This window comes from Acinetobacter sp. 24-47-47 (genome assembly GCF_057737035.1).
Genome location: NZ_CM173216.1, coordinates 1,181,207 through 1,206,748, shown reverse-complemented (window position 1 = coordinate 1,206,748; position 25,542 = coordinate 1,181,207). Strand labels below are relative to the sequence as shown.

The following is a 25,542-nucleotide window of genomic DNA, read 5'->3' as shown; positions in this document are numbered from 1 at the left end:
TTCCAAAAAATGTTTGAGTACTTTTATTATCTTAAATATTAAAGTTGCGGCCCGATAAAGAAATGTAGACGAATAGGTTTACCAGGATCAGATATCCCCGATGCCACATCTAGACGAATTGGACCAATTGGAGAGTTCCAGCGGATTCCTGCTCCTATGCTATATTCAGTATCATTGGTAAATTTTTCATCATAAGCATTACCAAAATCACTAAATAACGCGGCGCGCCAGCCTTCTTTAAATTGGTAATTGTACTCTAAAGTCCCAATCGCACGCGCTTGACCTCCGACTTTATATCCAAATTCCACAGGGGACAAACTCTTATAGTCAAAGCCTCGTAGACTTTGGTCACCCCCTTCAAAGAATCTCAAGTTATAGGGCACTTTTTGAAAATCTTCTGTGATGATATAACCGAGGTTTGCCCCACCAATGAATTGATGATCATTGTTACTGCCTAATGAATATAAAAATTTCCAGTTCGCATTTACAATCGCCATATCAGCATCGGATAGCAGGCTCTCACTCCCCAATTGGATTTTGTAGTTTTGTTTAAATCCTTTAGTCGGATTCAATCGATTATCACTGGTGACTTTAGTGGCTTCATAACCAAGTAATAAAGATTGCTGCTCATCATTACCCGTTGCAACGACAAACTCTGGGATTTCATCCCAATTGGTATCTGGGTCAAGTGTCTCAGGAATATCACCTTCAATCGTCATACGATCTAGACGATAACGCACACCAAAAATATGCTGCCAATCACGACGCGCTCCTTTAATAATTCTGTCAGCTCCGGCAACAGCGGATTCCACGATGAGATTTAATCCATTCCCAATTTCATCACGATCTTCACGCTCGTAACCACCAACTAGACTGACATAATCATTTAATGGGTGTTTATATGGAATATTATAACGACCATCAATTGATTGTCTGACTTGTGACAACTCTAAGTTTGCATCAAACGAATGACCACGATCATTCACAATAGAACGGCGGTACTGACTTCGTAAGCGTACACCTGTATCAGTACCATAACCAATACCCGCTTCAACACTATTTAATTTATCCGCATTCAATGTCACGATGACAGGGATTTTTTTCTCTTCACGTGCTAAGGCTTGTAAACGCTCAGTTTCTTCCTGCTTGGCTTGCGCTTGATTATCAGCATCATTACGCTCTTGCAAAGTACGACGTTCATTTCCACCCGCAAATTGAGTTTCATCTGCCACATTCTGCGTGACTTCTTCTGATGAACTTGCCTGTTGTTCAGCCTTTTCTTGACCTGTTAATAAACTTCTATCAATTTTTTGCTCATCCACTAAAGCCTGCAAATCAGGTGCGAGTTCAAGCGGCTTAATAATTGGATCAGGTTTAACAGCGTCAACAAGGCTATAGTTAAAATAACGTGAATTGGTTAAGTTGTTGGCTAATACATTTACACGCCATGCGGTAAAGTCTGCACCTTCTTGCCAAGGAGCTAAGGTTCTTAAAATATCTTCACGAATCGGTAATTTTTTTGATGGATCACTCATTCTAAACTGCACATCATCCAGCTTATAACGTTCACCTGTTTCCATCTTCAAATTTATATCTGCTTGATTTTGAGGGCGGGCCAACATGACATCGTGCATTCGCCAATAATAATCAAAGAAACCATTGTTATTCGCCGCTTCAATGATTCGAGCTTTTGTCGCTTCATATTTACCATGATCGAAAATATCACCCACCTCCAAATCAGGAAGCACTCGAATCACTTGCAATTGAGCAAGATTCTGCCCAGGCCCAGTAAATTCAATATTTTGTTCTCGCACCACTACTGGATTATGAGGTGTGACATTGACACTTACTCGGTTATCACTGACTTTTTCAAACTTAAATTCAGCATCGTAATAACCTACGGCTTGTGCAGCTTGGACAGTCATATTACGGAGTTGCGGGACGGCAGCATTGAAATCTGAAAATGACTCAACAGTGAATGATGATAACTTTGCTTTGATATTGTCCGCGAGTGGTTTTGGTGCGCCCGTAACATCTGCGGTAATACGTGGCACAGCAGCGGGCTGATTAAGACGTGGAGGACGTATTTTGTAGAAAATGCGTTTAAACACATTTACTTTTTCTGGTTCTTTATTTTCAGGTTCTTGGGTTTGAACGGATAATGAACGTCCTTCCACATTTTCAGACACCTCAATCTGACGATCAGACTGAATATTTTGCATCAACTGATCAATGTTGACTGGCGCTTTTGTTAACTCAGCCTCTGAAATGTCATTCGCAGGTAGATCTTGTACTTGAATGGCTGGAGTCGTCAATCCCGATCTGAAATTTTGCGCTTCCTGCTTGGCTTCTTCAGCGACTGATAAAATTTCATTGGCAAGTCGAGGGTCCACACTCTCCTCAGGCAGCAACTCCAAATCATCAAATTCTATCGGCTTGAATTGCTCTTGTGGACTCAATTGCTCTTGCTGCTGAAGCATTTCATAACTATTAAAATCATCTTGCCCACTCAACTGATCTATTTTTTGATCAATACTTTCAATTTTCTCTTTTGATAATCCCTGTTGTTGCGCAACGTTTTCAATTTTTTGTTTATTATTTTCGATGGCTTGTACGGATGTCGCAGGCTCAAGCTCCTGACTTGAAATCACTGTGTCGGCTGCAAATAATACAGGTGAAGAAAGCGCACCTAAAAAAACACTTGCATATAACCATTTATTGATATCATTTGATATCCATGTGTGCTGTACACATTGGGAAAGTAATGATTTTTTAAATTGTGTTTTCGATGGCATACTGCGCTCTGAATACTTTATATTTTAAATAGAAAATACAGATTTTTCACTCAAGCTAACTGAATCAAATTTCTAGTATTTTCAAAATTTTTAGGATGAAAATATGATACATGATTTTCCGATATTGTTACTAAATCATCACATTTCTTAATAATTTTTAAAAAAGCTGAATTGTCATGCAAAAACAAGAGCATCTACTGAGTTCGCGCCGTTTTTTACCTATGTTTTTGACTCAATTTTTTGGGGCCTTAAACGATAATGTCTTTAAACAATCCTTATTGCTCGTCATTACCTATGGTTGGATTCAACAACAGACCGCAAGCGTAAGCACACTGAATAATCTAGCTGCACTTCTCTTTATTCTACCTTACTTCATTTTTTCAGCGACTGCAGGACAAATTGCAGACAAATACGAACGCTCTTTCTTGATTCGTAATATCAAATTGCTTGAAATCTTGATTATGCTGATTGGTACTGCTGGATTTTTACTCGGCAATTTATGGCTATTGTTATTAGCATTGTTCCTCATGGGTACACACAGTACCTTCTTCGGACCGATTAAATACGCCATTCTCCCTGAAATATTAAAACCGAATGAATTGATGTCGGGTAATGCTTTATTCCAGTCAGGTACTTCCATTGCAATATTGATGGGGATGATCTTGGGTGGTGTAGTGATTTCAAACTCTGAAGGTAACTTAGTTTGGATCAGCCTGACGGTCGTGACCATCGCGATACTTGGTTATAGTTGTAGTCGCTTCATTCTCAAACAAAAAGTCCGTGAAAATCATATCAATGTCGATTGGAATTTCTTTCGAACCAGTTTTCAAACCATACGTTATGCAAAAAGCTTACCCCTCATCTTTACCATTTTATTGGGTAATTCTTGGTATTGGTTTTATGGCGCGACATATTTAACTCAAATACCTCAAATGACTCAGCAAAATCTTCATGCCAACGAAAATGTGGTTAGCCTCCTCCTTACCTTTTTTTCTGTGGGTATTGGTGTAGGTTCATTGCTATGCCGAAAAATTGGTGGCTCAGAGGTCAATATTAAAATGGTGCCTATTGGTGCAGTAGGCTTAACCGTTTTCGCCTTCTATTTAGCAGGAAGTTTAGCCTTTGTTCCTGAAAGGACTGGAGATTTTATTGGCATATCAGACATGTTTAATTCTGGTATGATTTATTATCATGTGATGATTGCAGTTACTTTATTAGGGATCAGTGGTGGTTTTTATATTGTTCCGCTGTATGCCATGATGCAAGCCTATTCACCGTGTTCACATCGTGCTCGCGTAGTGGCTGCTAATAACATTATGAATGCAGTATTCATGGTGTCTTCTGCTATATTCTCCATTATTATTTTAAGTATCTTAAGTATTGATATTAAGATTCTATTCGGTATTACAGCAATATTGAGTGCTCTGTACACGATTTGGTTATTAACACGCTTAAAACCAATGTTAAAAAATGCTCAAATTGATTTAGAGGATTAAGGTTATGCGTCACTACACAGGTCTAGATAAATTTATCCATTCATTTGATCAAGCACTGCGTAGTTTGGTACCAGGCACCACCACCTCACAACGTGAAAATCCAGCAAGTCAAGCAGAGACTCATCTCGCAGTGAGTGAAGCAAGGCATGTTGCTGGACTCATGCGTGTTAATCACAGTGGTGAAGTCTGCGCTCAAGCGCTTTATCACGGTCAAGCATTGACAGCTAAATTGCCTAATGTTCGTCGTGAAATGGAGCATGCCGCGATTGAAGAACAAGATCATTTAGCATGGTGTGAAGATCGTTTAAAAGAGTTAGATAGTCATACAAGTCTACTCAATCCTGTATGGTATGGTCTTTCTTTTGGTATGGGTGCGATTGCAGGTATTGCTGGTGACAAATACAGTTTAGGCTTCGTTGCAGAAACTGAACGCCAAGTGAGTCTGCATTTGCAACACCATCTTGACCAACTCCCACCGCATGATGAACGCTCTCGTCAAATTTTGACACAGATGAATCAGGATGAACTTCAACATCGAGATACTGCACTAAATGCAGGTGGTGTGGAATTACCAGCTGCGGTCAAAATCGCAATGACGGGTATATCCAAACTCATGACCAAAACAAGTTATTATATTTAAAAAAAACGCGGCTCATGGGCCGCATTTTTTATAGATGATGGAATCGTCTAAACTTATTTAATTCACGCTCAGCATGATTGAAATTCAAATCTAACCGCAATTTATCCTGCTTTAAGGACTTTATTTTCTTAAGATACTCTTCCCGCTTTTCTTTGGTGATTTTGTCATCCAGTAAGTAGTCTCGATAAGTTTCAATTTCTTTATCTTTAGCATCTTTGTCTTTCTTAGAACGATAGTACTGATCGGCCACATTATAAAAGGGTGCTAATTGGGCATGTAACTCTGATGGACAAACCCTATACCCACCTCTTCCATCCAAAGCTCCATCGAAAATAACTTCGGGTTGACAATATGAACGAAGCCCAAGTTGGTAACCTTTTTCATATAACTTGTGATCAGGTTCAATATTCACTTTTGAACAGGCTTTTTGATGTTTAACAATGCGATACGAATAACCACTGCTTCCATCTTTTTCACCTATTTCCGACCATTGAGCAGTTCGACACTCTTGAGGGGAAAGCGTTGCACAACCTGAGAGGAACGCCAAAATTGCGCTTAACACAATAATTTTATACATCTTCTTGATATGGAGCTTATTTATTTTGAAGTGGCGTATTATAAAAATTAGTCCATTTAAAAGAAGCTGATTATTGTTACATCACAGCCTATTTCCGTATCAAAGACATATTTGATCAATGCTACCGATGGACTATTCGGCGAAACTCATCCTATTTTAGAAAATTAACCATCTAGTGACACTTGAGGAAAATGATGCGCTTCATGCTCAAATAATGGATTTTCCCAAATATCAAACATTGGAATTTTAACATCTAAGGCTAATGGCATTTTTTTTGGATTAAATTGCATATTTTGGAGCGTATTTCCCCATGCAATGAGATCTACATCCAAAGAAATATCATGTGACGGACGGACTCGACCAGAAGCTTTTTCCAGCGCTTTTAAAAGATTGGTAATTTCATTGACTTGCCGCTTTGATTCTAATAAACATGCAGCATTCCAATAATCTTGTCCAACACCATCTCGACAAGGTATGACATAGATAGGAGAACGCGTAATACATCCCAATGACGCAATTTGTTTTAATGCATTCACCAGATGATTGTGCGGTTGGCTATTACTCGCCAATGCTAGCGCATAAATCATTACGGTGTCTTTCAAGACGAATTCCTACTGAATTAGCTTGTGGAATAATAGCAGGCTTACGCACAGTAATTTGGATAGACTCAATTGCTGGATATTGTTCAAACAAAGCTTTGAGGACAATTTTTGCAGCAAATTCAATTAATTCAGGTTGAGCTTTTTGAATCGTCTGAGTCGCGATTTCACAAATTTCAGCATAATTTAAAGTATCAGCGAGAAGATCTGAATTTGATGCCTGCTCTAAATCAGTCGCAATATGAAGATCAAGCAATAATGGTTGAATGATTTGCCGTTCCCAGTCAAAACATCCGATGACTGTTTCAACTTTCAATCCTTCAATTAATATGGAATCCATCTTCAATCATGACCTTTTCGTAAACTATCAAACAGTGATAGCACGCTTGACGGGAGGCGATAAAAGCAAATCCTCTTCTATTGAGGATTTGCTGTGATATTTTAACACTTGTTTAAGATTTAATGTTTCAACAAAAGATTAGGATCGATTGTTTGTACCATTTGTAAGCGCTGATCTGCATAAATATCAGTGTACGGCGCAAGAATTCTCATAAAACGATCAAAATAAAGCATTTGTTTAAACAACAATGCGAAATCCCGTGGAAAACGGATGCCATGACGCTCACCTACAGCCACCATATCCATCATGATGTCATTTAAGTCGGCTGGATTAGATGACAGAATTTGCTGAGGATCAGCTGTGAGTACACCACTGAATAATCGCTCTAAATCGTTTGCCAAAACTGTTGTATCAATTTGCGTATTGGTCATGCCCATTTTCAGCATATTTTCTGCCATCAATGGATAATTGGTATTTTGCAATGCATCCATGAAAGCAATACATGCCGTCCATACTTCAGGCTTTAATTGTCCCACAATACCAAAATCAATGAATCCAATGCGACCATCATCCAAAAGCATGAGGTTGCCAGCATGTAAATCTGCGTGGAAACTTTCACACATCATCAAACTACCAAACCATGTGTTCATGGCAGTAATCAAAACCTGTGATGGGTCTTTAGAAACTTGACGAACCACATCGAAATCCGTCAACGGCACGCCATAAAGACGCTGCATTGTCAGGACACGACGTGTTGAATATTGATGATATACCTTTGGTGCAGTCGCTTTAGTATTTTGAGTAATGTGCAGATAATTAACAAAATCATCAATATTTTTTGCTTCTTCAATAAAATCAACTTCACGAACCATACGTGTTTTGATTTCTTCAACAATATCCGCAAGTGAAGCAAATTTTACTTTAGGAACTGCCTTCTCTAGAATCTTGGTCGCCCAATGTAGGACATTTAAATCCGTATAAAGGATAGTTTCAACACCAGGTTTTTGGACTTTGATCACGACATCTTCGCCGCTCACCAATTTAGCAGCATGCACTTGTGCGATCGAAGCAGAAGCTAATGGCGTTTCATCAATAGATGCGAAAATTTCACCTAAATCGCGACCGTCAAACTCAGCATTCAAAACACTTTCAATATAGCTAAATGGGAGTTTAGGTGTCTGATCTAAACACCCTTGAAATTCCTCAACATATTCACGTGGAAATAATGAAGGCGTACTGGCAATAAACTGTCCCAACTTAATATACGTTGAACCAAGTGACTCGAAAGTTTCGCGCATTAATTTCGCATTACTCGGTTTTTCTGTCGCGTATTTAATCCCTGCTCGCGCAGCAATGACCGCAGTTTCACCTACACGGGCCACTGAGCGTAAACCATCTAACCAAATATTATTTTTCATAATGTCGATATTAAATTTCGATATGTTGAGTGTAGCAAATTAAATTGTCTTTGCGGATTGACTGATGTGACAGATTTGACATTCTTTATCCTTGTCAAAATTCAAAATTCGCTGTTGCATGTTCCTTCCATTCCATAGAAGGATCTTCTGTTTTAATGGTGTTAAATTTAACCCCAGATATAATAGCGCATGATGTGCTTGCATACTTGCCATCAGGTTAGGAGTTGTTGCTAAAACTCCTGAATCTGCACACCTTAAACTCTCATCTGCATGATCTTCTTTAGGAAAAAGACATTCATAACATGCTGATTCACCATCCACCATAAATAACTGCCCCTGCAAACCAATCGCAGATGCACTAATGAGTGGAACATTCGCATCCTTACACATTTGATTGACCAAATAACGGGTTTCAAAATTGTCACAACCATCTAACACAAGATCTTGCTGTGTAATCAGTGCGGCAGCATTATTAAAATCAAATTTAGTATTGATGTATTCAATCTTAATATAAGGATTAATTTGAGAAATTTTCTTGGCTAACACTTCAGCTTTGTAAAAACCCACATCATGATGATCAAAGGCAATTTGTCGCTGTAAATTACTAATTTCTACAGTATCAGCATCGATGAGTGTCAATTTACCCACGCCTGCTCTCGCCAATAACTCTGCAGTCAAACACCCTATTCCACCACAACCAATAATAAGCACATTGGACAGCTTTAATCTTTCTTGTGCATCAATATCCCAATCCTCTAGTAATATTTGTCTTGCGTACAACTGTAGCTCAACATCACTCAGTTCAATGCTATCACTCACCTAAACACCCTGATTACATGCTTGTATAAGCCTATGATACCGAATAAATAAGCAGTCTATTCATACAATTCTGAAGATAATTTTTACCCTAGAAGATCTGTACCTTATTGTTACAATTCGAATAGGTTTGTTTAATTTTTCTTATTTTATTTTGTACTATTAATAAACATAATCTCAATAATTGCTTCACTAGCAATTAATTTTAAAAACATCTAACTCCAATAAATGACAGTCATACTTATGAATAAAAAAATTTTTGCACTCGCTACATTATTAGTTTCGAGTTTATTCCTGACGGCATGTAAAGATGAAAAGATCACCAACATTACATACGTCAATCAAGGTTCGGATACCCAACCAGAATATATAGAAAGCACGCTTTATGATCTGGACGAAGAGAATGCTTCACCCAATCAAGACAATCGGCAAATGTTCTTGATTCTGCACTACACAGCAGTATCTAAAGACGAAACATTGGCTTTGTTTAAAGATCCTAATTTCCCTGCCAGTAGTCACTATTTTGTACCCGAATTACCAACCAATGGTAAATTTACTGTGTACCGTCTTGTGCCTGATGATAAAAGAGCTTGGCATGCTGGCACGAGTTCTTGGCAGACCAACAGCAGTTTGAATGCCTCAAGTATCGGCATTGAAATTGAAAATCTCGGTTTCCCTGCAGACGATGAACAACTCCCTTTGATGCAACGTCGATGGTATCCATTTTCATCAAAACAACAAATCGAAGTCCTTGCAGATATTATTTTAAAAATTACTAAAAAATACGAGATCAGACCCGACCGAATTTTGGGGCACAGTGATATTTCTCCAGGTCGTAAATTTGATCCAGGTCCGCTATTTCCTTGGAAACGTTTATATGAAGATTATAACATCGGTGCTTGGTACGATAACGACACTGTAAATTATTATCGTACTTATCATCCTTGGAAGAATGATATTGCTTCGTTACAAAGCAAATTGGCATTATACGGATATAACATTCCTGTCACTGGTCAATACGATCAAGTCACTCAAAATGTTGTATCCGCATTCCAAATGCATTTTTATCCTGAGAAATATGATGGTTTCGCGGATATTGAAACTGTAGCCCGCCTTGATGCATTACTTGAGAAGTATCGTAATGTAGCTCGTCCGGCGATTACACCATAAAGCATCTGAGATCAGTTTAGTCGTCTATTTAAGTGAAGACTAAACTGATTTTCATATATTATTTTGGCGCCATACGAATTGCGCCATCCAATCGAATCACTTCACCATTTAAATACGAATTTTCAAAGATATGTCCAACCAGTTTCGCAAATTCTTCAGGTTTAGCTAAACGTGGTGGGAATGGAACCATCTGTCCCAATGCATCCTGCACATTTTGCGGAAGACCTTTAAGCATCGGAGTTTCCATGATCCCAGGTGCAATAGTCATAACACGGATCTTTTCGCGTGCTAACTCACGCGCCAATGGCAAAGTCATACCAACAACAGCGCCCTTAGATGCAGAATATGCAGCCTGACCAATTTGACCATCAAAAGCAGCAACTGAAGCCGTGTTCACAATGACACCGCGTTCTTCCTCTTCCCCCGAAAGCGCATACTGTGACATTAATTGCGCAGCATATCGCAACATATTAAAGGTTCCACTGACGTTGATATTCAGTACTGTTTGGAACATATCTAAGGCATGCAGGCCATCACGACCAAGCACTTTAGCTGATGGTGCAATACCAGCACAGTTGATTAAACCATTTAATTGTCCATATTTTCCTTGTATGTGTGCAAAGAATGATTCAACTGCTTTTTCATCAGTTACATCTAGTTGAATAAACTCTGCACCAATTTCTTGACCCGTCTGCTCGCCCAAAGATGCATTCATATCAACAATTACCACACGAGCACCCTGCTGTTGAAGATAAGCTGCTGTCGCCGCACCTAACCCAGAAGCGCCACCTGTAATAACAATCACTTTTCCTTGAATATTCATAAATCTCATTATCCTTTTTTTAGTTTTAAGTTGGCTTTAGGGTAATCCTCCTCTAATACGGATTCAATTTATTCAGTGACCAATTGGTCTAAATAATTCAAAATAGTTATAATTTAATATTTATTTAATATAAAAAATTAATCACACATTACAGTTAAGTTTGCTTTAGTGACATGATTTAAAAACCATACAGTCATCGTTATTCTTTTGAATTCGGCTAATATTTAGACTATTTTAATCTTATTCATTTCGGCAGTTTGCCATATCTCCTAAAGGTTCAATCATGTTTAAAATGATCGATGTCTTAGAGCAAAATTTTGCTCAAACTTTCCCCCATGCACTTAATCAAGATTCAGATCAAATTACAGAGCAGCTTCAAATGAGCATTCTGAATGCATCTGAAATAGATTTAAAAAATGCAATCAATCAATTCCTAGACACTCAAGATGCAAGTGAAACTGCACTTGCATTAGATATTTCAACTGAGCGTCTTAATGAACTGAAATCTGGTATTGCGTTAAAAGATGCTTCAAAAATTTCGGACACTTTAAAGGTAGTAGCGCTATGCTTGGCTTTGGAGTCAGACTCATTAGACCTTCTTGAAGTGAGCGATATTTCAACTGAGTATTTCGTATAATGTGAGTATTGAGATCAAGCTGATATGGTTTGGTCTCATTTTCACTCTTAGCCTTGCTATATTAAATTATGTGACCTTCATCTCATTGCATTAATTTATATAAAGTTCTGATAAATCACTATATTTTCACAAAACCACAATATTTATAAAATATTGATCTGATTTCAATTTGTTAACTCATAATTTTAACTTTATCAAAATTTGTTCTTTTAATATCTCATTTTCTTTTTTGTCACAAATCACCTGAAAGGCTATTTATATCGAAAATTTAGCGAATTAAATCAGGTACTTTAATGAAAAAATCGATATCTCCATTGAAATTAGGACTGTTGGGTTTAGCAATTAGTGTTGTTCATAGTGGAGCCAATGCCGCACTTCCTAAGGAAATCAAACTGGATTATGCCTATTATGCTCCTACGAGCTTAGTGGTTAAAAATCAAAAGCTATTAGAAAAGGCTTTACCCAATACCAAAATCAAATGGGTATTTAGTCAAGGCAGTAATCGCTCCTTAGAATATCTCAATAGCGGCAATGTTGATTTTGCTTCAACTGCTGGTCTTGCCGCTGTATTAAGTCGTGCCAATGGTAGCCCTGTTAAAACAGTTTATATCCAAAGCCAACCTGAATGGACAGCTTTAGTCGTGCCAAAAGACTCCCCGATTAAATCCTTAAAAGATCTAAAAGGTAAAAAAATTGCCGCAACAAAAGGAACTGACCCATTTTTATTTACGCTACAAGCTTTAGATACCGTTGGATTGAATAAAAAAGATGTACAGCTTGTTCATTTGCAACATCCAGATGGCAAAACGGCGTTAGAACGTAAACAAGTGGATGCTTGGGCTGGCTTAGACCCTTTGATGGCATCAGCTCAAGTTCAGTCGGGTGCAAAACTGCTTTATCGTAATGTAGGCTTTAATAGTTATAGCGTGTTAAGCGTCAAAGAGCCATTTACTCGATCTAGCCCAGAAGCAATTGAAGCCGTAATTAAAGCGTATGAGCAAGCACGTAAATGGGCAAAAGCTAATCCAGATAAACTGGCGCAGTTACTCGCCACTGAAGCTAAACTACCTTTAGAGGTTGCAAAACTTCAGCTTCAGCGTACTGACTTTAATCAAAACATTCCTACAGCCCAACATATTAATGCACTACAAAAATCCGGCAAAATCTTGACTGAAGAAGACTTAGTTCGTAAAGGAACAAATGTAAATCAAGTTGTTCAACAGTTATTTAATGCCTCATTCGCTCAAAAATTGGTGACAAAATAATGGCGATCAGTGAAAAAGCGATTGAGCATCGGAATATCAATGTCCAATCACAACTGTCGACAAAAGGAAATAAATGGTTGAAAGGTATTTTCCTCCCTGTATTACTGGTACTGCTGTGTGAAATTTTGGTTCGAGGTGGTTTAGTTGAACCTTATCTGCTACCTGCACCAAGTAGCTTATTTGTTTCCCTGCAAGAATTTGCTCAGAATGATTTAGGTCAACATATTTGGGCAAGTACATGGCGAGTGTTTTTAGGGTTTGCTATTGGTAGTGGTTTAGCACTATTTTTTGCAGTTTTGGTTGGGCTCAATCGCCATGTAGAAGAGTTTATTGAACCGACCTTTTCTGCAATTAAGTCAATTCCTAGTCTTGCGTGGATTCCCCTCCTTTTGTTATGGCTTGGTATTGATGAATCCTCAAAATCACCCTCATTGCGATTGGTGCTTTTTTTCCAACTTATACCAATACTGTGGCTGGTATTCATGGTGTCGACCGAAAATTGATTGAGTTGGCTCAAGTGTATAGACTGAATCGCTGGCAACAAATCTACCAAATCGTTTTACCCGCAGCTTCTCCATCTATCCTTACAGGCTTGCGCAATAGTTTGAGTTTAGCTTGGATGTTCATGATTGCCGCTGAACTCATTGCAGCAACGCAAGGTATTGGATATTTATTAAGCGATGGACGTGAAACATCGCGTCCAGATATTGTGATCATTGCTATTATTTTATTGGCAATATTGGGAAAAATCACGGATACCATAATGAAAGTATTTGAATCAAAATTATTGTTATGGCGTGATGTCATCAAAAGATGAATCAATAAAAAAGCGACCTAAAGTCGCTTTTTTATTTCTAATGAGGCCATTGTGCTAAAGTCACGCGATCGTTACCACCATAATCTTTAACGGTTCTCACTTTCTTATAACCTGCTTGACGAAATAGATGCTGAACAGCGTCTGCTTGATCATATCCATGTTCAAGTACCACCCAACCTTCAACAGTCAGATGCTTCTTGGCTTGTAAAATAATTTGCTCAAGATCCGCTAAACCTTTTTTATCAGAGATTAATGCACGTTGAGGCTCGGTCGCCAAATTGTGCATATGTTCATCTGCTGGATCAATATAAGGCGGATTAGACACAATGACATCAAAAAATTGACGCCCAAACGGTTTTAACCAACTGCCTAATACAAATTGAACCTGATCTAAGTCATGTTGCTCAGCATTAAATTTAGCGACTTCCAATGTAGGCTCATAAATATCGGTTGCTGTTAAAGACCAACTAGGACGCTCGGAAGCGAGTGACAATGCAATGGCGCCTGTCCCAGTTCCTAAATCTACAACGCGCGCATCCTCAGGCAACTCTAACTTTAAAACTGTCTCCACCAAAACTTCGGTGTCTGGTCTAGGCACCAACGTATCGGACGTCACTTTTAAGTCCAATGTCCAAAAAGGTTGCGAACCTGTGACATAAGCTAAAGGCTCACCTGCTTTAATCCGAGCAATCGCCTCTCGATACGCCTGCTCTTGTTCTGCAGTGAGCTCTTTATCCTTCTTCATCACCAAATCGAATGAATCGATTTTAGTGATATGTTCGAGCAACCAAGCATTTTCTTGACGCTCATAACTTTCAGGCTCACCACGCAGTGCAAGCGCTTGTTGAATGTTCATTAACCACCATTCTGCTGTGCAAGCATTGCCAATTGATCCGCTTGATATTCACGATGTAAGCTATCTAAAAGCTCAGTTAAATCTCCCTCCATCACTGCATCCAATTTATATAAAGTTAAGTTAATACGATGATCAGTCATACGACCCTGAGGATAATTATAGGTACGAATACGTTCTGAACGATCACCTGAACCCACCAAATCACGGCGCATTTCAGATGTCGCAGCATCAGCTGCTGCACGTTTAGCATTCTCAAGACGAGATGCCAATAATGCCATTGCCTTTGCTTTGTTCTTATGTTGTGAACGCTCTTCCTGACATTCAACAACAGTACCTGTCGGAATATGGGTGATTCGCACAGCAGAATCCGTTTTATTAACGTGCTGACCACCCGCCCCAGATGCACGATAAGTATCAATACGCAAGTCTGAAGGGTTAATATCTACAGTCGTATCAACATCAATTTCAGGAAGAATTGCAACGGTACAAGCTGACGTATGAACTCGACCTTGCGATTCAGTTGCAGGAACACGCTGAACTCGATGAGCACCGCTTTCAAACTTTAAGCGTCCGTAAACACCTTCACCATTAATTAAGCAAATAATTTCTTTGTAACCGCCATGTTCACCTTCATTTTCAGAAAGGATTTCGACACGCCAACCCTGTGATTCAGCATATTTACTGTACATACGGAATAAATCACCAGAGAAAATCGCAGCTTCATCGCCACCTGTCCCTGCACGTACTTCCAGATATGCAGAGTTCGCATCATTTGGATCTTTCGGAATCATCAGAATATTCAATTCTGCCTCTAAAGATTCAATTAATGCTTTATTTTCTTTAATTTCTTCTTGTGCCATTTCCTTAAAGTCAGGATCTGACAACATTGCTTCAGCCGTTACAATATCTTCTTCCGCTTGGGTATATTTTTTCCAAACAGTGGTGATTTCAGTCAAATCATTGTGTTCACGTGACAAATTACGGAAACGCTTATTGTCGGAAATGACTTCAACATCAGCCAATAGCGCTTCTAATTCTTCATGACGATCACAAAGTTGGTCTAATCGTAAACGTAACGATTCTTTCATGTTAAATAAAATCTCTAATACTGGATTAACTTAAGGACTGCCTTAAATTAATATTTCTAAAATTGCGAGTAGTTTAACGACTCTGACATTCAATTAACATATTTATATAGAATGACTTTGCAAAACCATTTTTCAATCCTTGTCACACCCAATTAATGGATAATCAAAAATTAGCTCCATAACTGCCAAGTTTAAAAAATGTTGATGGAATCAACTCTCCATAGTTTCTTCTTAATCAGCCCAATAATGCATATTGAATGATCAGCTGTAATATAAAAACAACATTGTGCAACCAAAACGTAAAACTCTAGGTCAACTTCTACATATTTAGCGCTTCAATTCTTGTTACATTGTGCTCAACGAATTATTACTCGTCCACGAACAAGGACATGGAGTCACACATGAAATTGAATACCCTATTAATGTCAGCCACCTTAGCCACTGCATCAATGTTCACGGTATCTGCACATGCAGACAGTACAGCGCGTGTCGCTGCTGCGAGTGCTTTAGGTAGTGTAGCAGGTACAGCAATTGGTAAAAACATGGGTGGCACAACAGGTGCAACTTTAGGTGCAGCACTTGGTGGTGCTGGTGGTGCTGCAGTTGCCAGTAATAAACGTAACCGTACTGAATCTGCCATCGGTGGTGCATTAGGTGGCGGTGCGGGTTATACCGTAGGTAATAGCATGGGTGGAACCAATGGTGGTTATATCGGCTCTGCTTTAGGTGCTGCTGGTGGTGCTGCTCTTGGTAACAAAATTGCGAAAGACAAAGCTTATGATTCACGTCAAGATCGTAAATGGAAAAAGAAAAAACATAGCCGTCGTTAATATAATCTGATTGATAGTTTCCCCTTTGAATACTCTGTATTCACCTCGATGCGCCTTAGGGCGCATTTTTTTATTAACAAATTAATTATGGATAAATTAGGGAGAGAAAAATACAAACCAGCAACTTGCTCTCCAAAATGATTGCAGAAATTTGGATTAAATTAAAACCATCAAATATAAGACTTCGACAAGGAGTTCACCATGAAATTTAATTCAAAGTTATTTGCTGCTGCGATCGCAACTGCGGCCTTGAGTACAACAACTGCTTATGCTGATAGTTCGTCCAGAGTTGCCCTCACATCTGCTTTAGGTGGAGTCGTTGGTGCTGCGATTGGTCAACAAATGGGTGGCTCGACTGGAGCAATGATCGGATCAGCGATTGGTGGTGCTGGTGGCGCAGCTGCATCAGCGAACAAAAAAGATCGTAATGCTGCTGCAATTGGTGCTGCATTAGGTGGTGCTGGTGGTTACACCGTTGGTAATAATATGGGCGGAACAAATGCTGGTTATGCTGGGGCTGCATTAGGTTCAGCTGGCGGTTCAGTTTTAGGTAAAAAAGTGGCTGAAGATCGTCGCGAAGATGACTATAGAGATCGTTATGATCGCCGTGAAAGCGGTTATCGCAATTCAAACTATCGTTATAATGACCGTAATTACAGAAGTGACAATGGTCGTCATTTAGGCTGGTATAAAAACGGTAAACGGTAATTCCAAACTCTTAGAATTCAAGCGCTCAACTTAGAGCGCTTTTTTATTTACACTTATATCGTTTTTTTTCAATATACAAATACTCGAGTTCGTATTAACATCTTTATGAGTGTTCAAAAGAGTAGAAAGTTATGCGAAGCTTAAAAGATATCGAGTTTTCAGTATTGGAACTCGCTCCTGTACGTGATGATAAAACGATTGCTTTTTCACTACAGCATGCTTTGGAGTTAGCACAAAAAATCGAACAATTGGGTTTTAAACGACTGTGGCTTGCAGAGCACCATAATATGGATGGTATCGCTAGCTCAGCTACAGCTGTGTTATTAGGCTATATCCTTGCTAACACCTCCTCTTTAAAAGTAGGTTCTGGCGGAATCATGCTGCCTAATCACGCACCACTTGTTGTAGCAGAACAATTTGGAACACTAGCAACGCTTTATCCTGATCGAGTTGAGCTCGGACTAGGACGCGCACCAGGTACAGATCAATTGACCATGCGTGCTTTACGCCGAGGTCGTCAAGAGACTGAAGATCAATTTCCACAAGACGTGCTCGAAATTTTGAGCTATTTGGGGGAACCATCGCCACATCAGAGAATCAAAGCGACACCAGGTCAAGGAACACATGTTCCTGTATGGCTGTTAGGTTCTAGCTTATTTAGCGCACAATTGGCAGCTAAACTTGGCTTACCTTATTCTTTTGCCTCTCACTTTGCCCCTCGTATGTTGGGTCAAGCGATTCAACTTTACAGAGAAAACTTCGAACCTTCTGAATATTTGGATCGTCCTTATGTATCAATGGGCGTTCCAACTGTTATAGCTGATACTGATGAAGAAGCTGAATACTTGGCTACTAGCGCTTATCAACGTGTATTAGGCTTAATGCGTGGGCAAAGCTTAAAACTCAAACCTCCAGTTAAATCAATGGATGGAATTTGGTCTGCTCCAGAAAAGATGTCAGTTGATAATTTTTACGCAATGGCTCAAATCGGATCACCAGAAACAGTGAAACAAGGTCTTGAACAACTACTGGTGCCTTATGATGTAGATGAGTTTATTTTTACCTGTGATATCTACGATACAGACAAACGCATTCAAAACTTTGAGTATTTAATGCAAATTAAGCAAAATGCTTAGATCAAAAAAATCCTGAAATGATTGAGTAATGGTTTTGATTTCAAATATATAATTAATTACTCTTTCATTTCTTGAGTTTGTCAAACAACTATTGGCAGTAAATGACATCAAATGTCCCTAAAAGACTATTCCAATGAAAAAATTCTTTTAACCAACAATATTAATTATTCACAATCAAATACTTAAAATTTGGCATTTTATATCAAACTAAAATAAGCACTTCTGCAAAACACATCACATTTTTAAGCGATAAAATTTCATGATTAAAAAATAAATACGGATGTATAACATGGCCTCTATCGACTTAGAAAAAATGTTGGATAAAGTAAAACATACTCAATGGACACTCTCGGATATTGACTGGGATGCTCCTGGCAAAGAATTAGTCACCGCAGAACAGTGGCCCAAGCTTAAAGATTTTATGGCTGATCTAATGTGGATCGAACATGTAGGTGCTCGTGCATTTTCTGCGATGTCAAAAAAAGCACCGACAGATACGCTTCGCGAAATATATGCCATTTTCCACGCTGAGGAACAGCGTCACGCCAATGCCGAAATGGCACTGATGAAAAGATGGGGTATGCTTGAAGGCGATATTCCTAAACCCAATAAAAATTTAAGACTGATCATGGAATGGCTCGACACTTATGCTGATGAAATGCCCTTCTATATTCTAGGTGCTGTCATTCCGATGCTGGAAGTCGCTCTTGATGGCGCACTTTGTACATTCCTATTGGATACTGTAGAAGACCCAGTTTGTCATCAAGCTTTTGAACTGATTAATGGTGATGAAGCTCGTCATTTAGGTGTTGGATTTAGTGTCATGGAAGATCAAGGCTACAATAAAACCTTTATTGAGCTTTCTAAAATGGCAGCGCGAGTTGTAGATCCACGTTTACTACTTGGTATTCTTGCCTACTTACCACTCATTAATAAAATGCGTGATAATGTGATTAAACTAGGCTTGCCAGAAGAAAAGCTCTATGCAGCGATGCACAAATTTGCTCGAATAGGTGGACGTACTGCAGAAGGTCGTCGTAATCCTTGGTATCAAATTATTAACTTCCATGCACGAAGTGCCATGAACCGACGTAATAAATGGTTTCATATCCCTGTCGACACTATGGTAAAAATGACTGATAAGATTCCAGAAAAATCTTTACCTAAAATCCCATCTTGGATATATGAATTAACTGCAGAACCAAAAGCAACCCACTAAAACAATAATTAGGTACAGAAATGAAAAAAAGGAATAAAGCCCACACGGATTCATTCTTTCATAATGAAGCTGAGTATTTTTCCAACTTTAAAGGAAAAATTATCTCAGCTGAGGACATCAAACAAACCGATTTTTCAGGATTAAAGGTCGCGATTATTGGTGCCAATCAAATGTCAGTTTCACATTTAGATGTGGTTTGTCAAAATGCGCTATTCGTCAAAGTATTTCAAATAACACCTCATTTCGTTTTGCCACACACTGAAAAAGGGATTCAAAAAATTATTGCTCATCCCCTCATCGCTAAAAATAAACGATTATTTAATCAGCGAATTAAGACAACATTGGCAATACGCTATTTAGATTCTCAGATTTCAGATACTTGGTTAAAAAGACAATTGATGCCAAATCCAGCTTCGTCGCAAAAAATGTTTTTTAAATCCGATCATTATTACAACGCCTTACAGCGAGAAAACTGTAAATTGATCACATGGCCAGTCGTGAAAATTACTGAAAATGCCGTTCAAAGTATGGAAGGAATCGAACACTTAGTAGATATTATTATTACAACGTACGAATAGTGATCATCATTTTGTAGATAAATGTGATTCTAAATGATATTTTATGATGAAATTATAGACACTTGAATTATATAATTTTTGAATTTTATGAGTATTTATGACGATTAATCTCTTAATAAAAAGAAGCACAGCTAGTGCTTCTTTTTTTAAATTAGATTTACCGATTTAACCAATCCGGCGTTTCAAGCCTGTCATTTGCAATACTCGTGTTGAGATTTCTTCAATCGACATTTCTGAAACATTTAGATATTTAATCCCTTCAGAAATATAAATACCTTCGATTGCACGCAATTCCATCTGACATTGGCTAAAACTTGCATAACGACTGTTGGCTTTGCGTTCAGATCGAATTGCCACCAAACGATCAGCATCAATCATTAATCCAAACAATTTATGCTTATGTGGACGTAAAACTGCTGGCAAACGGTTGTCATCCAAATCTTCTTCAGTTAACGGATAGTTCGCAACTCGAATACCAAATTGTAATGACAAATAAATTGAGGTCGGTGTTTTACCAGAACGCGACACTCCAATCAAAATTAAGTCCGCTTTATCATAGTGTCTTGTACGTGCGCCATCATCATTATCCAGCGCGAAATGTACAGCATCAATACGTGCCTTATAAGACTCAGAATCAGTCACAGCATGCGTTTGTCCGACTAAAGTTGTAGGGGCTGTTCCAAGCACCTCAGATAGCTTACTAATTAACCCTTCAAACACATCTAAATTAACCGCATTTGCCGTATTGATGATATCCCGAACATAGGGATCCACAAGAGTATCAAAGACAAGAGGTTGTTGGCCATCAGACTCTGCGCGCGCGTTAATCTCTGCAACGACGTTCATTGCGGCTTCTTCTGTAGTGATATACGGGATGATATGAATATCAAAATCGACATGAGGAAATTGAGCCAATAAAGAATGCCCGAGTGTTTCAGCCGTAATGGCAGTACCATCGGAAATAAAAAAAACACTTCGTTTAATATCTTTACTTTCTGCCATTAAATTAATCCTCAAATATTTGTCTAAGTACTATATAATCTTTATAGTAAACCGATCTTACATGACTGTCGCTTAGTAATGAAAGTTTGCTAAGTTTTCACAGAAAAATATCATGCCAAGATAGTGATTAATACTGCAAAAGTGGAGTAACAACTTTGGAAGCACGCGTAATCGGTCTGGAAAAATTAGGTAAACACGACGTAGAAATCGTGGGCGGTAAAAACTCATCTCTAGGCGAAATGATCAGCCATTTAGCAAATGCTGGTGTATCAGTTCCAGGTGGTTTTGCAACAACTGCTGCAGCTTACCGTGAATTCCTTGAGCAAAGTGGTCTTAATGCCAAAATTTCAGCCGAGCTCAAACAACTCAATGTTGACGACGTAAATGCACTTGCTGAAACTGGTGCTAAAATTCGTCAATGGATCGTTGATACTCCGCTTACTCCAGCACTTGAAAAAGAAGTTCGTGATGCATTCGCAACTCTTTCTAACGGCAACCCTGAGATCGCGGTTGCCGTTCGTTCATCTGCGACTGCAGAAGATTTACCAGACGCATCTTTTGCAGGACAACAAGAGACTTTCCTAAACATCCGCGGTATTGACAACGTCTTAATCGCGATTAAGGAAGTTTTTGCTTCACTTTATAACGACCGCGCAATTGCTTACCGTGTACACCAAAACTTCGATCATGACATCGTTGCTCTTTCTGCTGGTGTGCAACGTATGGTTCGCTCAGAAACTGGTGCTGCTGGTGTAATGTTTACACTGGACACTGAATCTGGTTTCCGTGACGTTGTATTCATTACTGCATCTTACGGTTTAGGCGAAATGGTCGTACAGGGTGCTGTAAACCCTGATGAATTCTATTTATCAAAGCCACTTTTAAATGCAGGTAAACACGCAGTATTGCGTCGTAACCTCGGCTCTAAACACCAAAAAATGATCTATGGTGAAGAAGGCTCTGCAGGTAAATCAGTTGTTGTTGTGGATGTTGAAAAAACTGAACGCCAACAATTTGCTTTAAATGATCAAGAATTACAAGAACTTGCTAAGCAGGCGTTAATCATTGAGCAACACTACGGTGCGCCAATGGATATCGAATGGGCGAAAGACGGTGATGATGGTCAAATTTACATCGTTCAAGCACGTCCTGAAACTGTGAAAAGCCGTGAGAATGTCGGCACAATGGAACGCTACCTATTAAAACAAAAAGGTACAGTTCTTTGTGAAGGTCGCTCAATCGGTCAACGTATCGGTTCTGGTAAAGTCCGTATTGTTAATTCAATCAAAGAAATGGACAAAGTCCAAGATGGCGATGTTCTTGTTTCTGACATGACCGATCCTGATTGGGAACCAGTTATGAAACGTGCTGCTGCGATCGTTACAAACCGTGGTGGTCGTACTTGTCATGCCGCGATTATTGCACGTGAACTCGGTGTTCCAGCAATTGTTGGATGTGGTAACGCAACAGAAGTACTTGTTGATGGTCAAGAAGTAACTGTTTCATGTGCTGAAGGCGATACAGGTTTCATTTACGAAGGCGCTTTAGATTTCGAAGTTCAACGTAACTCGATTGAATCTATGCCAACACTTCCGTTCAAAATCATGATGAACGTTGGTAACCCTGATCGTGCATTTGACTTCGCTCAAATTCCAAACGAAGGTATTGGTCTTGCACGTCTAGAGTTCATCATCAACCGTATGATTGGTGTTCACCCTAAAGCATTACTCAATATTGACAGCTTACCTCGCGAAACACGTGCAGCTGTGATGACCCGTACTGCAGGTTACTCTTCACCGATCGAGTTCTACGTTGAAAAACTCGTTGAAGGTATTTCTACACTTGCTGCTGCATTTGCTGATAAACCTGTCATCGTACGTATGTCAGACTTCAAATCGAATGAATACGCGAACTTAATCGGTGGTAAGTTATACGAACCTGAAGAAGAAAACCCGATGTTGGGCTTCCGTGGTGCGAGCCGTTATGTTTCTGACAACTTCCGTGACTGCTTCGAATTAGAATGCCGTGCATTGAAGAAAGTTCGTGATGAAATGGGTCTAACTAACATTCAAATCATGATCCCATTCGTCCGCACAGTTGCTGAAGCAAAACGTGTTATTGAACTTCTTGCTGCAAATGGCTTAAAACGTGGTGAAAATGGTCTTAAAGTGATCATGATGTGTGAATTACCAACCAATGCCCTACTTGCTGAACAATTCTTAGAACATTTTGATGGCTTCTCAATCGGTTCAAATGACTTAACTCAGTTAACGCTTGGGCTTGACCGTGACTCAGGCATCGTTTCTCATTTATTTGATGAACGCGATCCAGCAGTAAAAGCTCTTCTTTCAATGGCGATTCACGCATGTCGTAAAGCAGGCAAATATGTGGGTATTTGTGGCCAAGGACCATCAGACCACCCAGATCTTGCTCGCTGGTTAATGGAACAAGGTATCGAATCTGTTTCACTCAACCCAGACTCTGTTTTAGATACATGGTTCTTCTTATCTGAAGAAAAGACTAAACAAGCTTAATAAACTATGTTAAAAAAAGACCCATTCGTGGGTCTTTTTTTTACCCCATTATTTTTTAGTAATTTTTGAGAAATTAGGTTTATGCAAATTTACTTGGCGAGAAATAATCAACAAGCTGGACCGTATACGGTAGAGCAGTTAAATCAAATGCTCTCGAGCCAACAAGTTTTACTCACAGACTTGGTCTGGCATCAAGGTATGACTGAATGGAAAGCTTTAGGTGAACTCACTCAAGGAAAATTATATTACCAACCTGAAGGCTATCAACCGACTCCACCAGTACAACAAAGCTATTCAAATCCTTCAATTGCGAATGTAAATATTCAAAAAAATACTGCTCAGCAAGAACTTGCCTCAATTGGATCTCGATTTTTAGCTAAACTCGTTGATCTGGCGCTTTGGTTGCCTGCCATGGTGATTCCTTCGTTCTTTATGCAGGAAGAACAAGTTGCTCAATTGACTGAACTTCAGCAAAAAATGCAGAATGCTAGCTCATCAGATCAAGCAATCAAATTACAGGAACAGTTATTTACACTGATTCCAATGGAAGCTTGGCAAGCAATGTTGGTTTACATTGTATTAATGCTAGCTGCTCAAGCATTTTTAATTGCGAAAAGTGGTCAGAGTTTAGGAAAAAAAGTAGCAAAAATTCAAATTGTTGATGCTGAAAATGGACAGCAAGTAAACTTAATGCGCGCATTCACATTGCGTAGTGTGATTTTTATTGTATTGAATTTACTCTTTATGCCATTCATTACCATCATTGATCATGCCTTCGGTCTAAGTCAAAAAAGACAAACTTTGCACGATAAATTAGCAAAGACTAAAGTCATAAAACGATAATTTTTATCTTAGGGGAGCAAATGCTCCCCTTTGTTTTGCCTCTGTTTTCATACCAAAAGTAATTAATTCTTCAACCAATTCCGACCAAACAAATTGGGTTTAATCCTTATATTTAAAGGCACTTTACATATAGCTTAGTTGGTCGTTATAGGGCATAATGCCCTACAACGTAGCGGTGTCATATGACTGAAATTCAGTAAATGTCATTTTCTGTTTTTCAATCATGTGACACTATAATCGCTATCCCATAATTTTATTAGGGAATGGGACTCTTCACCGAGGTTGTAAAATGAGACAAACAATTTTAGCTGTATTGTCTTTATCAACGCTTGCCGTGCTCTTAACAGGGTGTGGCGGTGATATAGTACTTCTAAACTCAAAAGGTCCAGTAGCACAAGGTCAGTCTGATCTTATGATGACTGCGATCTACCTCATGCTATTGGTAGTAATTCCATCAGCATTAATGGCTTTATGGTTTAGTTGGAAATATCGTGCGTCAAATAAAGATGCAGACTATAAACCTACATGGGCGCACTCTACTATTATTGAAATCGTAGTGTGGGGTATCCCGTGTATTATTATTGGTATTTTAGCGTATTTAACATGGTGGGGCTCACACAAGTATGACCCTTATCGTCCGCTAGAATCAGAGAAATCGCATTTAACTATTCAAGTTATTGCTGAACAGTTTAAATGGGTTTTTGTTTACCCTGAACAAGAAATTGCAACAGTTAACGAAGTTCGTTTCCCAGAAAAAACTCCGATTAATTTCAATATCACCTCTAACTTCACAATGAACTCTTTCTTCATTCCTCAGTTAGCTGGTCAGATTTATGCAATGGCGGGTATGCAAACTCAACTTCATGTCCTTGCGGATAATGAAGGTGTATACCGTGGTTTCTCTTCGAACTATTCAGGCTATGGTTTCACACAAATGCGCTTCCAAGCTCATTCTGTTTCAGAAGCTAAGTTCGCTGAATGGGTGTCTGCAGTAAAAGCTGGTAACGGTACTTCAATTAACCCTGAAGCTGTTCAAAAAACAGTTTTAGACCAAGCTGAATTTGCAACCTTGCGTGATGGTAACCGTTCAGAGAAACAAATCGCTGCGATGGTTCGTAACGCTAAAACCGATCTAGAGAAGCAACAAGCTGAAATTGCTCAAAAAGAAGGTCCATATAAGGCACATCCTCATCCTGTGACTTACTACTCTTCTGTTGAAAAAGGCTTGTTTGAATCAATTATCAACAAATACATGGCAAACTACCACGGTGCAGATCACTCAGCTAAAGCTGAAGGTCATGCTGTAGCTGCTGATGTAAATGCTGAACCTGCTTCTTCAGTTGTAGGGGAATAAG

The 25,542-nt window shown here is 39.0% G+C and carries 23 protein-coding genes and 1 pseudogene; 14 read left to right on the top strand and 10 right to left on the bottom strand.

What is annotated here, in order from left to right:
• Positions 1 to 38 precede the first annotated feature (38 nt).
• A complete protein-coding gene (locus AC1M9E_RS05585; RefSeq protein WP_488225117.1) occupies positions 39 to 2,795 on the bottom strand; it encodes an autotransporter assembly complex protein TamA in 2,757 nt (918 codons plus the stop codon).
• A gap of 176 nt (positions 2,796 to 2,971) precedes the next feature.
• Between AC1M9E_RS05585 and AC1M9E_RS05580 the strand changes: the two genes are divergently transcribed.
• Both AC1M9E_RS05580 and coq7 read left to right on the top strand, forming a co-directional pair.
• A complete protein-coding gene (locus tag AC1M9E_RS05580) occupies positions 2,972 to 4,291 on the top strand; it encodes an MFS transporter (RefSeq protein WP_481606992.1) in 1,320 nt (439 codons plus the stop codon).
• Between the two features lie 4 nt (positions 4,292 to 4,295).
• A complete protein-coding gene (gene coq7 / locus AC1M9E_RS05575) occupies positions 4,296 to 4,931 on the top strand; it encodes a 2-polyprenyl-3-methyl-6-methoxy-1,4-benzoquinone monooxygenase (RefSeq protein ID WP_481588376.1) in 636 nt (211 codons plus the stop codon).
• A 28-nt stretch (positions 4,932 to 4,959) separates the two neighbouring features.
• On the opposite strand, the gene AC1M9E_RS05570 is transcribed toward coq7, so the two are convergent.
• From AC1M9E_RS05570 to AC1M9E_RS05550, 5 genes are all read right to left on the bottom strand, one after another.
• Entirely contained in the window at positions 4,960 to 5,508 is a 549-nt protein-coding gene (locus AC1M9E_RS05570) for a DUF2799 domain-containing protein (protein WP_481606993.1), read from the bottom strand.
• A 164-nt stretch (positions 5,509 to 5,672) separates the two neighbouring features.
• Positions 5,673 to 6,110 carry a 2-amino-4-hydroxy-6-hydroxymethyldihydropteridine diphosphokinase gene (locus AC1M9E_RS05565; protein ID WP_481606994.1) on the bottom strand — a complete coding sequence of 146 codons (438 nt, stop codon included), beginning with the start codon at positions 6,108 to 6,110 and terminating at the stop codon, positions 5,673 to 5,675.
• Positions 6,067 to 6,447, bottom strand: coding sequence for a dihydroneopterin aldolase (gene folB / locus AC1M9E_RS05560; protein ID WP_481589834.1), 381 nt, complete (start codon positions 6,445 to 6,447; stop codon positions 6,067 to 6,069). Before folB ends, AC1M9E_RS05565 begins: the two co-directional genes overlap by 44 nt.
• A 119-nt stretch (positions 6,448 to 6,566) precedes the next feature.
• Positions 6,567 to 7,865: an ABC1 kinase family protein gene (locus AC1M9E_RS05555; RefSeq protein WP_481586997.1), complete on the bottom strand. Its 1,299-nt coding sequence runs from the start codon at positions 7,863 to 7,865 to the stop codon at positions 6,567 to 6,569.
• Between the two features lie 39 nt (positions 7,866 to 7,904).
• On the bottom strand, positions 7,905 to 8,684 hold the full coding sequence (locus AC1M9E_RS05550; RefSeq protein ID WP_481586996.1) for a HesA/MoeB/ThiF family protein: 780 nt from the start codon (positions 8,682 to 8,684) through the stop codon (positions 7,905 to 7,907).
• A gap of 240 nt (positions 8,685 to 8,924) precedes the next feature.
• Between AC1M9E_RS05550 and AC1M9E_RS05545 the strand changes: the two genes are divergently transcribed.
• Positions 8,925 to 9,851 carry an N-acetylmuramoyl-L-alanine amidase gene (locus AC1M9E_RS05545; protein ID WP_481606995.1) on the top strand — a complete coding sequence of 309 codons (927 nt, stop codon included), beginning with the start codon at positions 8,925 to 8,927 and terminating at the stop codon, positions 9,849 to 9,851.
• Between the two features lie 58 nt (positions 9,852 to 9,909).
• Here AC1M9E_RS05545 and AC1M9E_RS05540 read toward each other — a convergent pair whose 3' ends face one another.
• Complete coding sequence (locus AC1M9E_RS05540) at positions 9,910 to 10,674, bottom strand: 3-hydroxyacyl-CoA dehydrogenase (protein WP_481606996.1); 765 nt, start codon at positions 10,672 to 10,674, stop codon at positions 9,910 to 9,912.
• Positions 10,675 to 10,957: 283 nt separating this feature from the next.
• Between AC1M9E_RS05540 and AC1M9E_RS05535 the strand changes: the two genes are divergently transcribed.
• The 3 genes and pseudogenes from AC1M9E_RS05535 to AC1M9E_RS05525 form a co-directional block, all read left to right on the top strand.
• On the top strand, positions 10,958 to 11,311 hold the full coding sequence (locus tag AC1M9E_RS05535; protein ID WP_180027646.1) for a hypothetical protein: 354 nt from the start codon (positions 10,958 to 10,960) through the stop codon (positions 11,309 to 11,311).
• A gap of 293 nt (positions 11,312 to 11,604) precedes the next feature.
• Positions 11,605 to 12,576, top strand: coding sequence for an aliphatic sulfonate ABC transporter substrate-binding protein (locus tag AC1M9E_RS05530; RefSeq protein ID WP_481606997.1), 972 nt, complete (start codon positions 11,605 to 11,607; stop codon positions 12,574 to 12,576).
• 116 nt (positions 12,577 to 12,692) lie between these two features.
• Positions 12,693 to 13,393, top strand: a pseudogene (locus AC1M9E_RS05525) (ABC transporter permease); the annotation flags it as partial.
• A 37-nt stretch (positions 13,394 to 13,430) separates the two neighbouring features.
• Here the strand turns inward: AC1M9E_RS05525 and prmC are convergent.
• The gene (gene prmC / locus AC1M9E_RS05520; protein WP_180027643.1) at positions 13,431 to 14,249 is read right to left on the bottom strand and encodes a peptide chain release factor N(5)-glutamine methyltransferase; all 819 of its coding nucleotides are present in this window, start codon (positions 14,247 to 14,249) and stop codon (positions 13,431 to 13,433) included.
• Entirely contained in the window at positions 14,249 to 15,337 is a 1,089-nt protein-coding gene (gene prfA / locus AC1M9E_RS05515) for a peptide chain release factor 1 (protein ID WP_035267080.1), read from the bottom strand. Before prfA ends, prmC begins: the two co-directional genes overlap by 1 nt.
• A 401-nt stretch (positions 15,338 to 15,738) precedes the next feature.
• Here prfA and AC1M9E_RS05510 point away from each other — a divergent pair, with 401 nt between their 5' ends.
• From AC1M9E_RS05510 to AC1M9E_RS05490, 5 genes are all read left to right on the top strand, one after another.
• Positions 15,739 to 16,167 (top strand): glycine zipper domain-containing protein, encoded by a 429-nt coding sequence (locus AC1M9E_RS05510; protein ID WP_092766183.1) that lies wholly within the window; start codon positions 15,739 to 15,741, stop codon positions 16,165 to 16,167.
• Between the two features lie 201 nt (positions 16,168 to 16,368).
• Positions 16,369 to 16,875 carry a YMGG-like glycine zipper-containing protein gene (locus tag AC1M9E_RS05505; RefSeq protein WP_092766182.1) on the top strand — a complete coding sequence of 169 codons (507 nt, stop codon included), beginning with the start codon at positions 16,369 to 16,371 and terminating at the stop codon, positions 16,873 to 16,875.
• Between the two features lie 131 nt (positions 16,876 to 17,006).
• A complete protein-coding gene (locus AC1M9E_RS05500) occupies positions 17,007 to 18,011 on the top strand; it encodes an LLM class flavin-dependent oxidoreductase (RefSeq protein ID WP_481589827.1) in 1,005 nt (334 codons plus the stop codon).
• Between the two features lie 289 nt (positions 18,012 to 18,300).
• Positions 18,301 to 19,230 carry a ferritin-like domain-containing protein gene (locus AC1M9E_RS05495; RefSeq protein ID WP_488225116.1) on the top strand — a complete coding sequence of 310 codons (930 nt, stop codon included), beginning with the start codon at positions 18,301 to 18,303 and terminating at the stop codon, positions 19,228 to 19,230.
• 20 nt (positions 19,231 to 19,250) lie between these two features.
• Positions 19,251 to 19,808: an NAD(P)/FAD-dependent oxidoreductase gene (locus AC1M9E_RS05490; protein ID WP_481606999.1), complete on the top strand. Its 558-nt coding sequence runs from the start codon at positions 19,251 to 19,253 to the stop codon at positions 19,806 to 19,808.
• 165 nt (positions 19,809 to 19,973) lie between these two features.
• Here AC1M9E_RS05490 and ppsR read toward each other — a convergent pair whose 3' ends face one another.
• Positions 19,974 to 20,810, bottom strand: coding sequence for a posphoenolpyruvate synthetase regulatory kinase/phosphorylase PpsR (ppsR, locus tag AC1M9E_RS05485; protein WP_035267069.1), 837 nt, complete (start codon positions 20,808 to 20,810; stop codon positions 19,974 to 19,976).
• Positions 20,811 to 20,965: 155 nt separating this feature from the next.
• Between ppsR and ppsA the strand changes: the two genes are divergently transcribed.
• The 3 genes from ppsA to cyoA all read left to right on the top strand — a co-directional run bounded on the left by ppsA (position 20,966) and on the right by cyoA (position 25,541).
• Positions 20,966 to 23,344, top strand: coding sequence for a phosphoenolpyruvate synthase (gene ppsA / locus AC1M9E_RS05480; RefSeq protein WP_035267067.1), 2,379 nt, complete (start codon positions 20,966 to 20,968; stop codon positions 23,342 to 23,344).
• Between the two features lie 81 nt (positions 23,345 to 23,425).
• The gene (locus AC1M9E_RS05475; RefSeq protein ID WP_481595474.1) at positions 23,426 to 24,187 is read left to right on the top strand and encodes an RDD family protein; all 762 of its coding nucleotides are present in this window, start codon (positions 23,426 to 23,428) and stop codon (positions 24,185 to 24,187) included.
• Positions 24,188 to 24,476: 289 nt separating this feature from the next.
• Positions 24,477 to 25,541: a ubiquinol oxidase subunit II gene (cyoA, locus tag AC1M9E_RS05470; protein ID WP_481595475.1), complete on the top strand. Its 1,065-nt coding sequence runs from the start codon at positions 24,477 to 24,479 to the stop codon at positions 25,539 to 25,541.
• Position 25,542 lies beyond the last annotated feature (1 nt).

Excerpts from the sequence above, each read along its gene's own strand:
- AC1M9E_RS05585 (WP_488225117.1), bottom strand. The coding sequence starts at position 2,795 with ATGCCATCGAAAACACAATTTAAAAAATCATTACTTTCCCAATGTGTA.
- AC1M9E_RS05580 (WP_481606992.1), top strand. The coding sequence starts at position 2,972 with ATGCAAAAACAAGAGCATCTACTGAGTTCGCGCCGTTTTTTACCTATG.
- coq7 (WP_481588376.1), top strand. The coding sequence starts at position 4,296 with ATGCGTCACTACACAGGTCTAGATAAATTTATCCATTCATTTGATCAA.
- AC1M9E_RS05570 (WP_481606993.1), bottom strand. The coding sequence starts at position 5,508 with ATGTATAAAATTATTGTGTTAAGCGCAATTTTGGCGTTCCTCTCAGGT.
- folB (WP_481589834.1), bottom strand. The coding sequence starts at position 6,447 with ATGGATTCCATATTAATTGAAGGATTGAAAGTTGAAACAGTCATCGGA.
- AC1M9E_RS05555 (WP_481586997.1), bottom strand. The coding sequence starts at position 7,865 with ATGAAAAATAATATTTGGTTAGATGGTTTACGCTCAGTGGCCCGTGTA.
- AC1M9E_RS05545 (WP_481606995.1), top strand. The coding sequence starts at position 8,925 with ATGAATAAAAAAATTTTTGCACTCGCTACATTATTAGTTTCGAGTTTA.
- AC1M9E_RS05540 (WP_481606996.1), bottom strand. The coding sequence starts at position 10,674 with ATGAATATTCAAGGAAAAGTGATTGTTATTACAGGTGGCGCTTCTGGG.
- AC1M9E_RS05535 (WP_180027646.1), top strand. The coding sequence starts at position 10,958 with ATGTTTAAAATGATCGATGTCTTAGAGCAAAATTTTGCTCAAACTTTC.
- AC1M9E_RS05530 (WP_481606997.1), top strand. The coding sequence starts at position 11,605 with ATGAAAAAATCGATATCTCCATTGAAATTAGGACTGTTGGGTTTAGCA.
- prmC (WP_180027643.1), bottom strand. The coding sequence starts at position 14,249 with ATGAACATTCAACAAGCGCTTGCACTGCGTGGTGAGCCTGAAAGTTAT.
- prfA (WP_035267080.1), bottom strand. The coding sequence starts at position 15,337 with ATGAAAGAATCGTTACGTTTACGATTAGACCAACTTTGTGATCGTCAT.
- AC1M9E_RS05510 (WP_092766183.1), top strand. The coding sequence starts at position 15,739 with ATGAAATTGAATACCCTATTAATGTCAGCCACCTTAGCCACTGCATCA.
- AC1M9E_RS05505 (WP_092766182.1), top strand. The coding sequence starts at position 16,369 with ATGAAATTTAATTCAAAGTTATTTGCTGCTGCGATCGCAACTGCGGCC.
- AC1M9E_RS05500 (WP_481589827.1), top strand. The coding sequence starts at position 17,007 with ATGCGAAGCTTAAAAGATATCGAGTTTTCAGTATTGGAACTCGCTCCT.
- AC1M9E_RS05495 (WP_488225116.1), top strand. The coding sequence starts at position 18,301 with ATGGCCTCTATCGACTTAGAAAAAATGTTGGATAAAGTAAAACATACT.
- AC1M9E_RS05490 (WP_481606999.1), top strand. The coding sequence starts at position 19,251 with ATGAAAAAAAGGAATAAAGCCCACACGGATTCATTCTTTCATAATGAA.
- ppsR (WP_035267069.1), bottom strand. The coding sequence starts at position 20,810 with ATGGCAGAAAGTAAAGATATTAAACGAAGTGTTTTTTTTATTTCCGAT.
- AC1M9E_RS05475 (WP_481595474.1), top strand. The coding sequence starts at position 23,426 with ATGCAAATTTACTTGGCGAGAAATAATCAACAAGCTGGACCGTATACG.
- cyoA (WP_481595475.1), top strand. The coding sequence starts at position 24,477 with ATGAGACAAACAATTTTAGCTGTATTGTCTTTATCAACGCTTGCCGTG.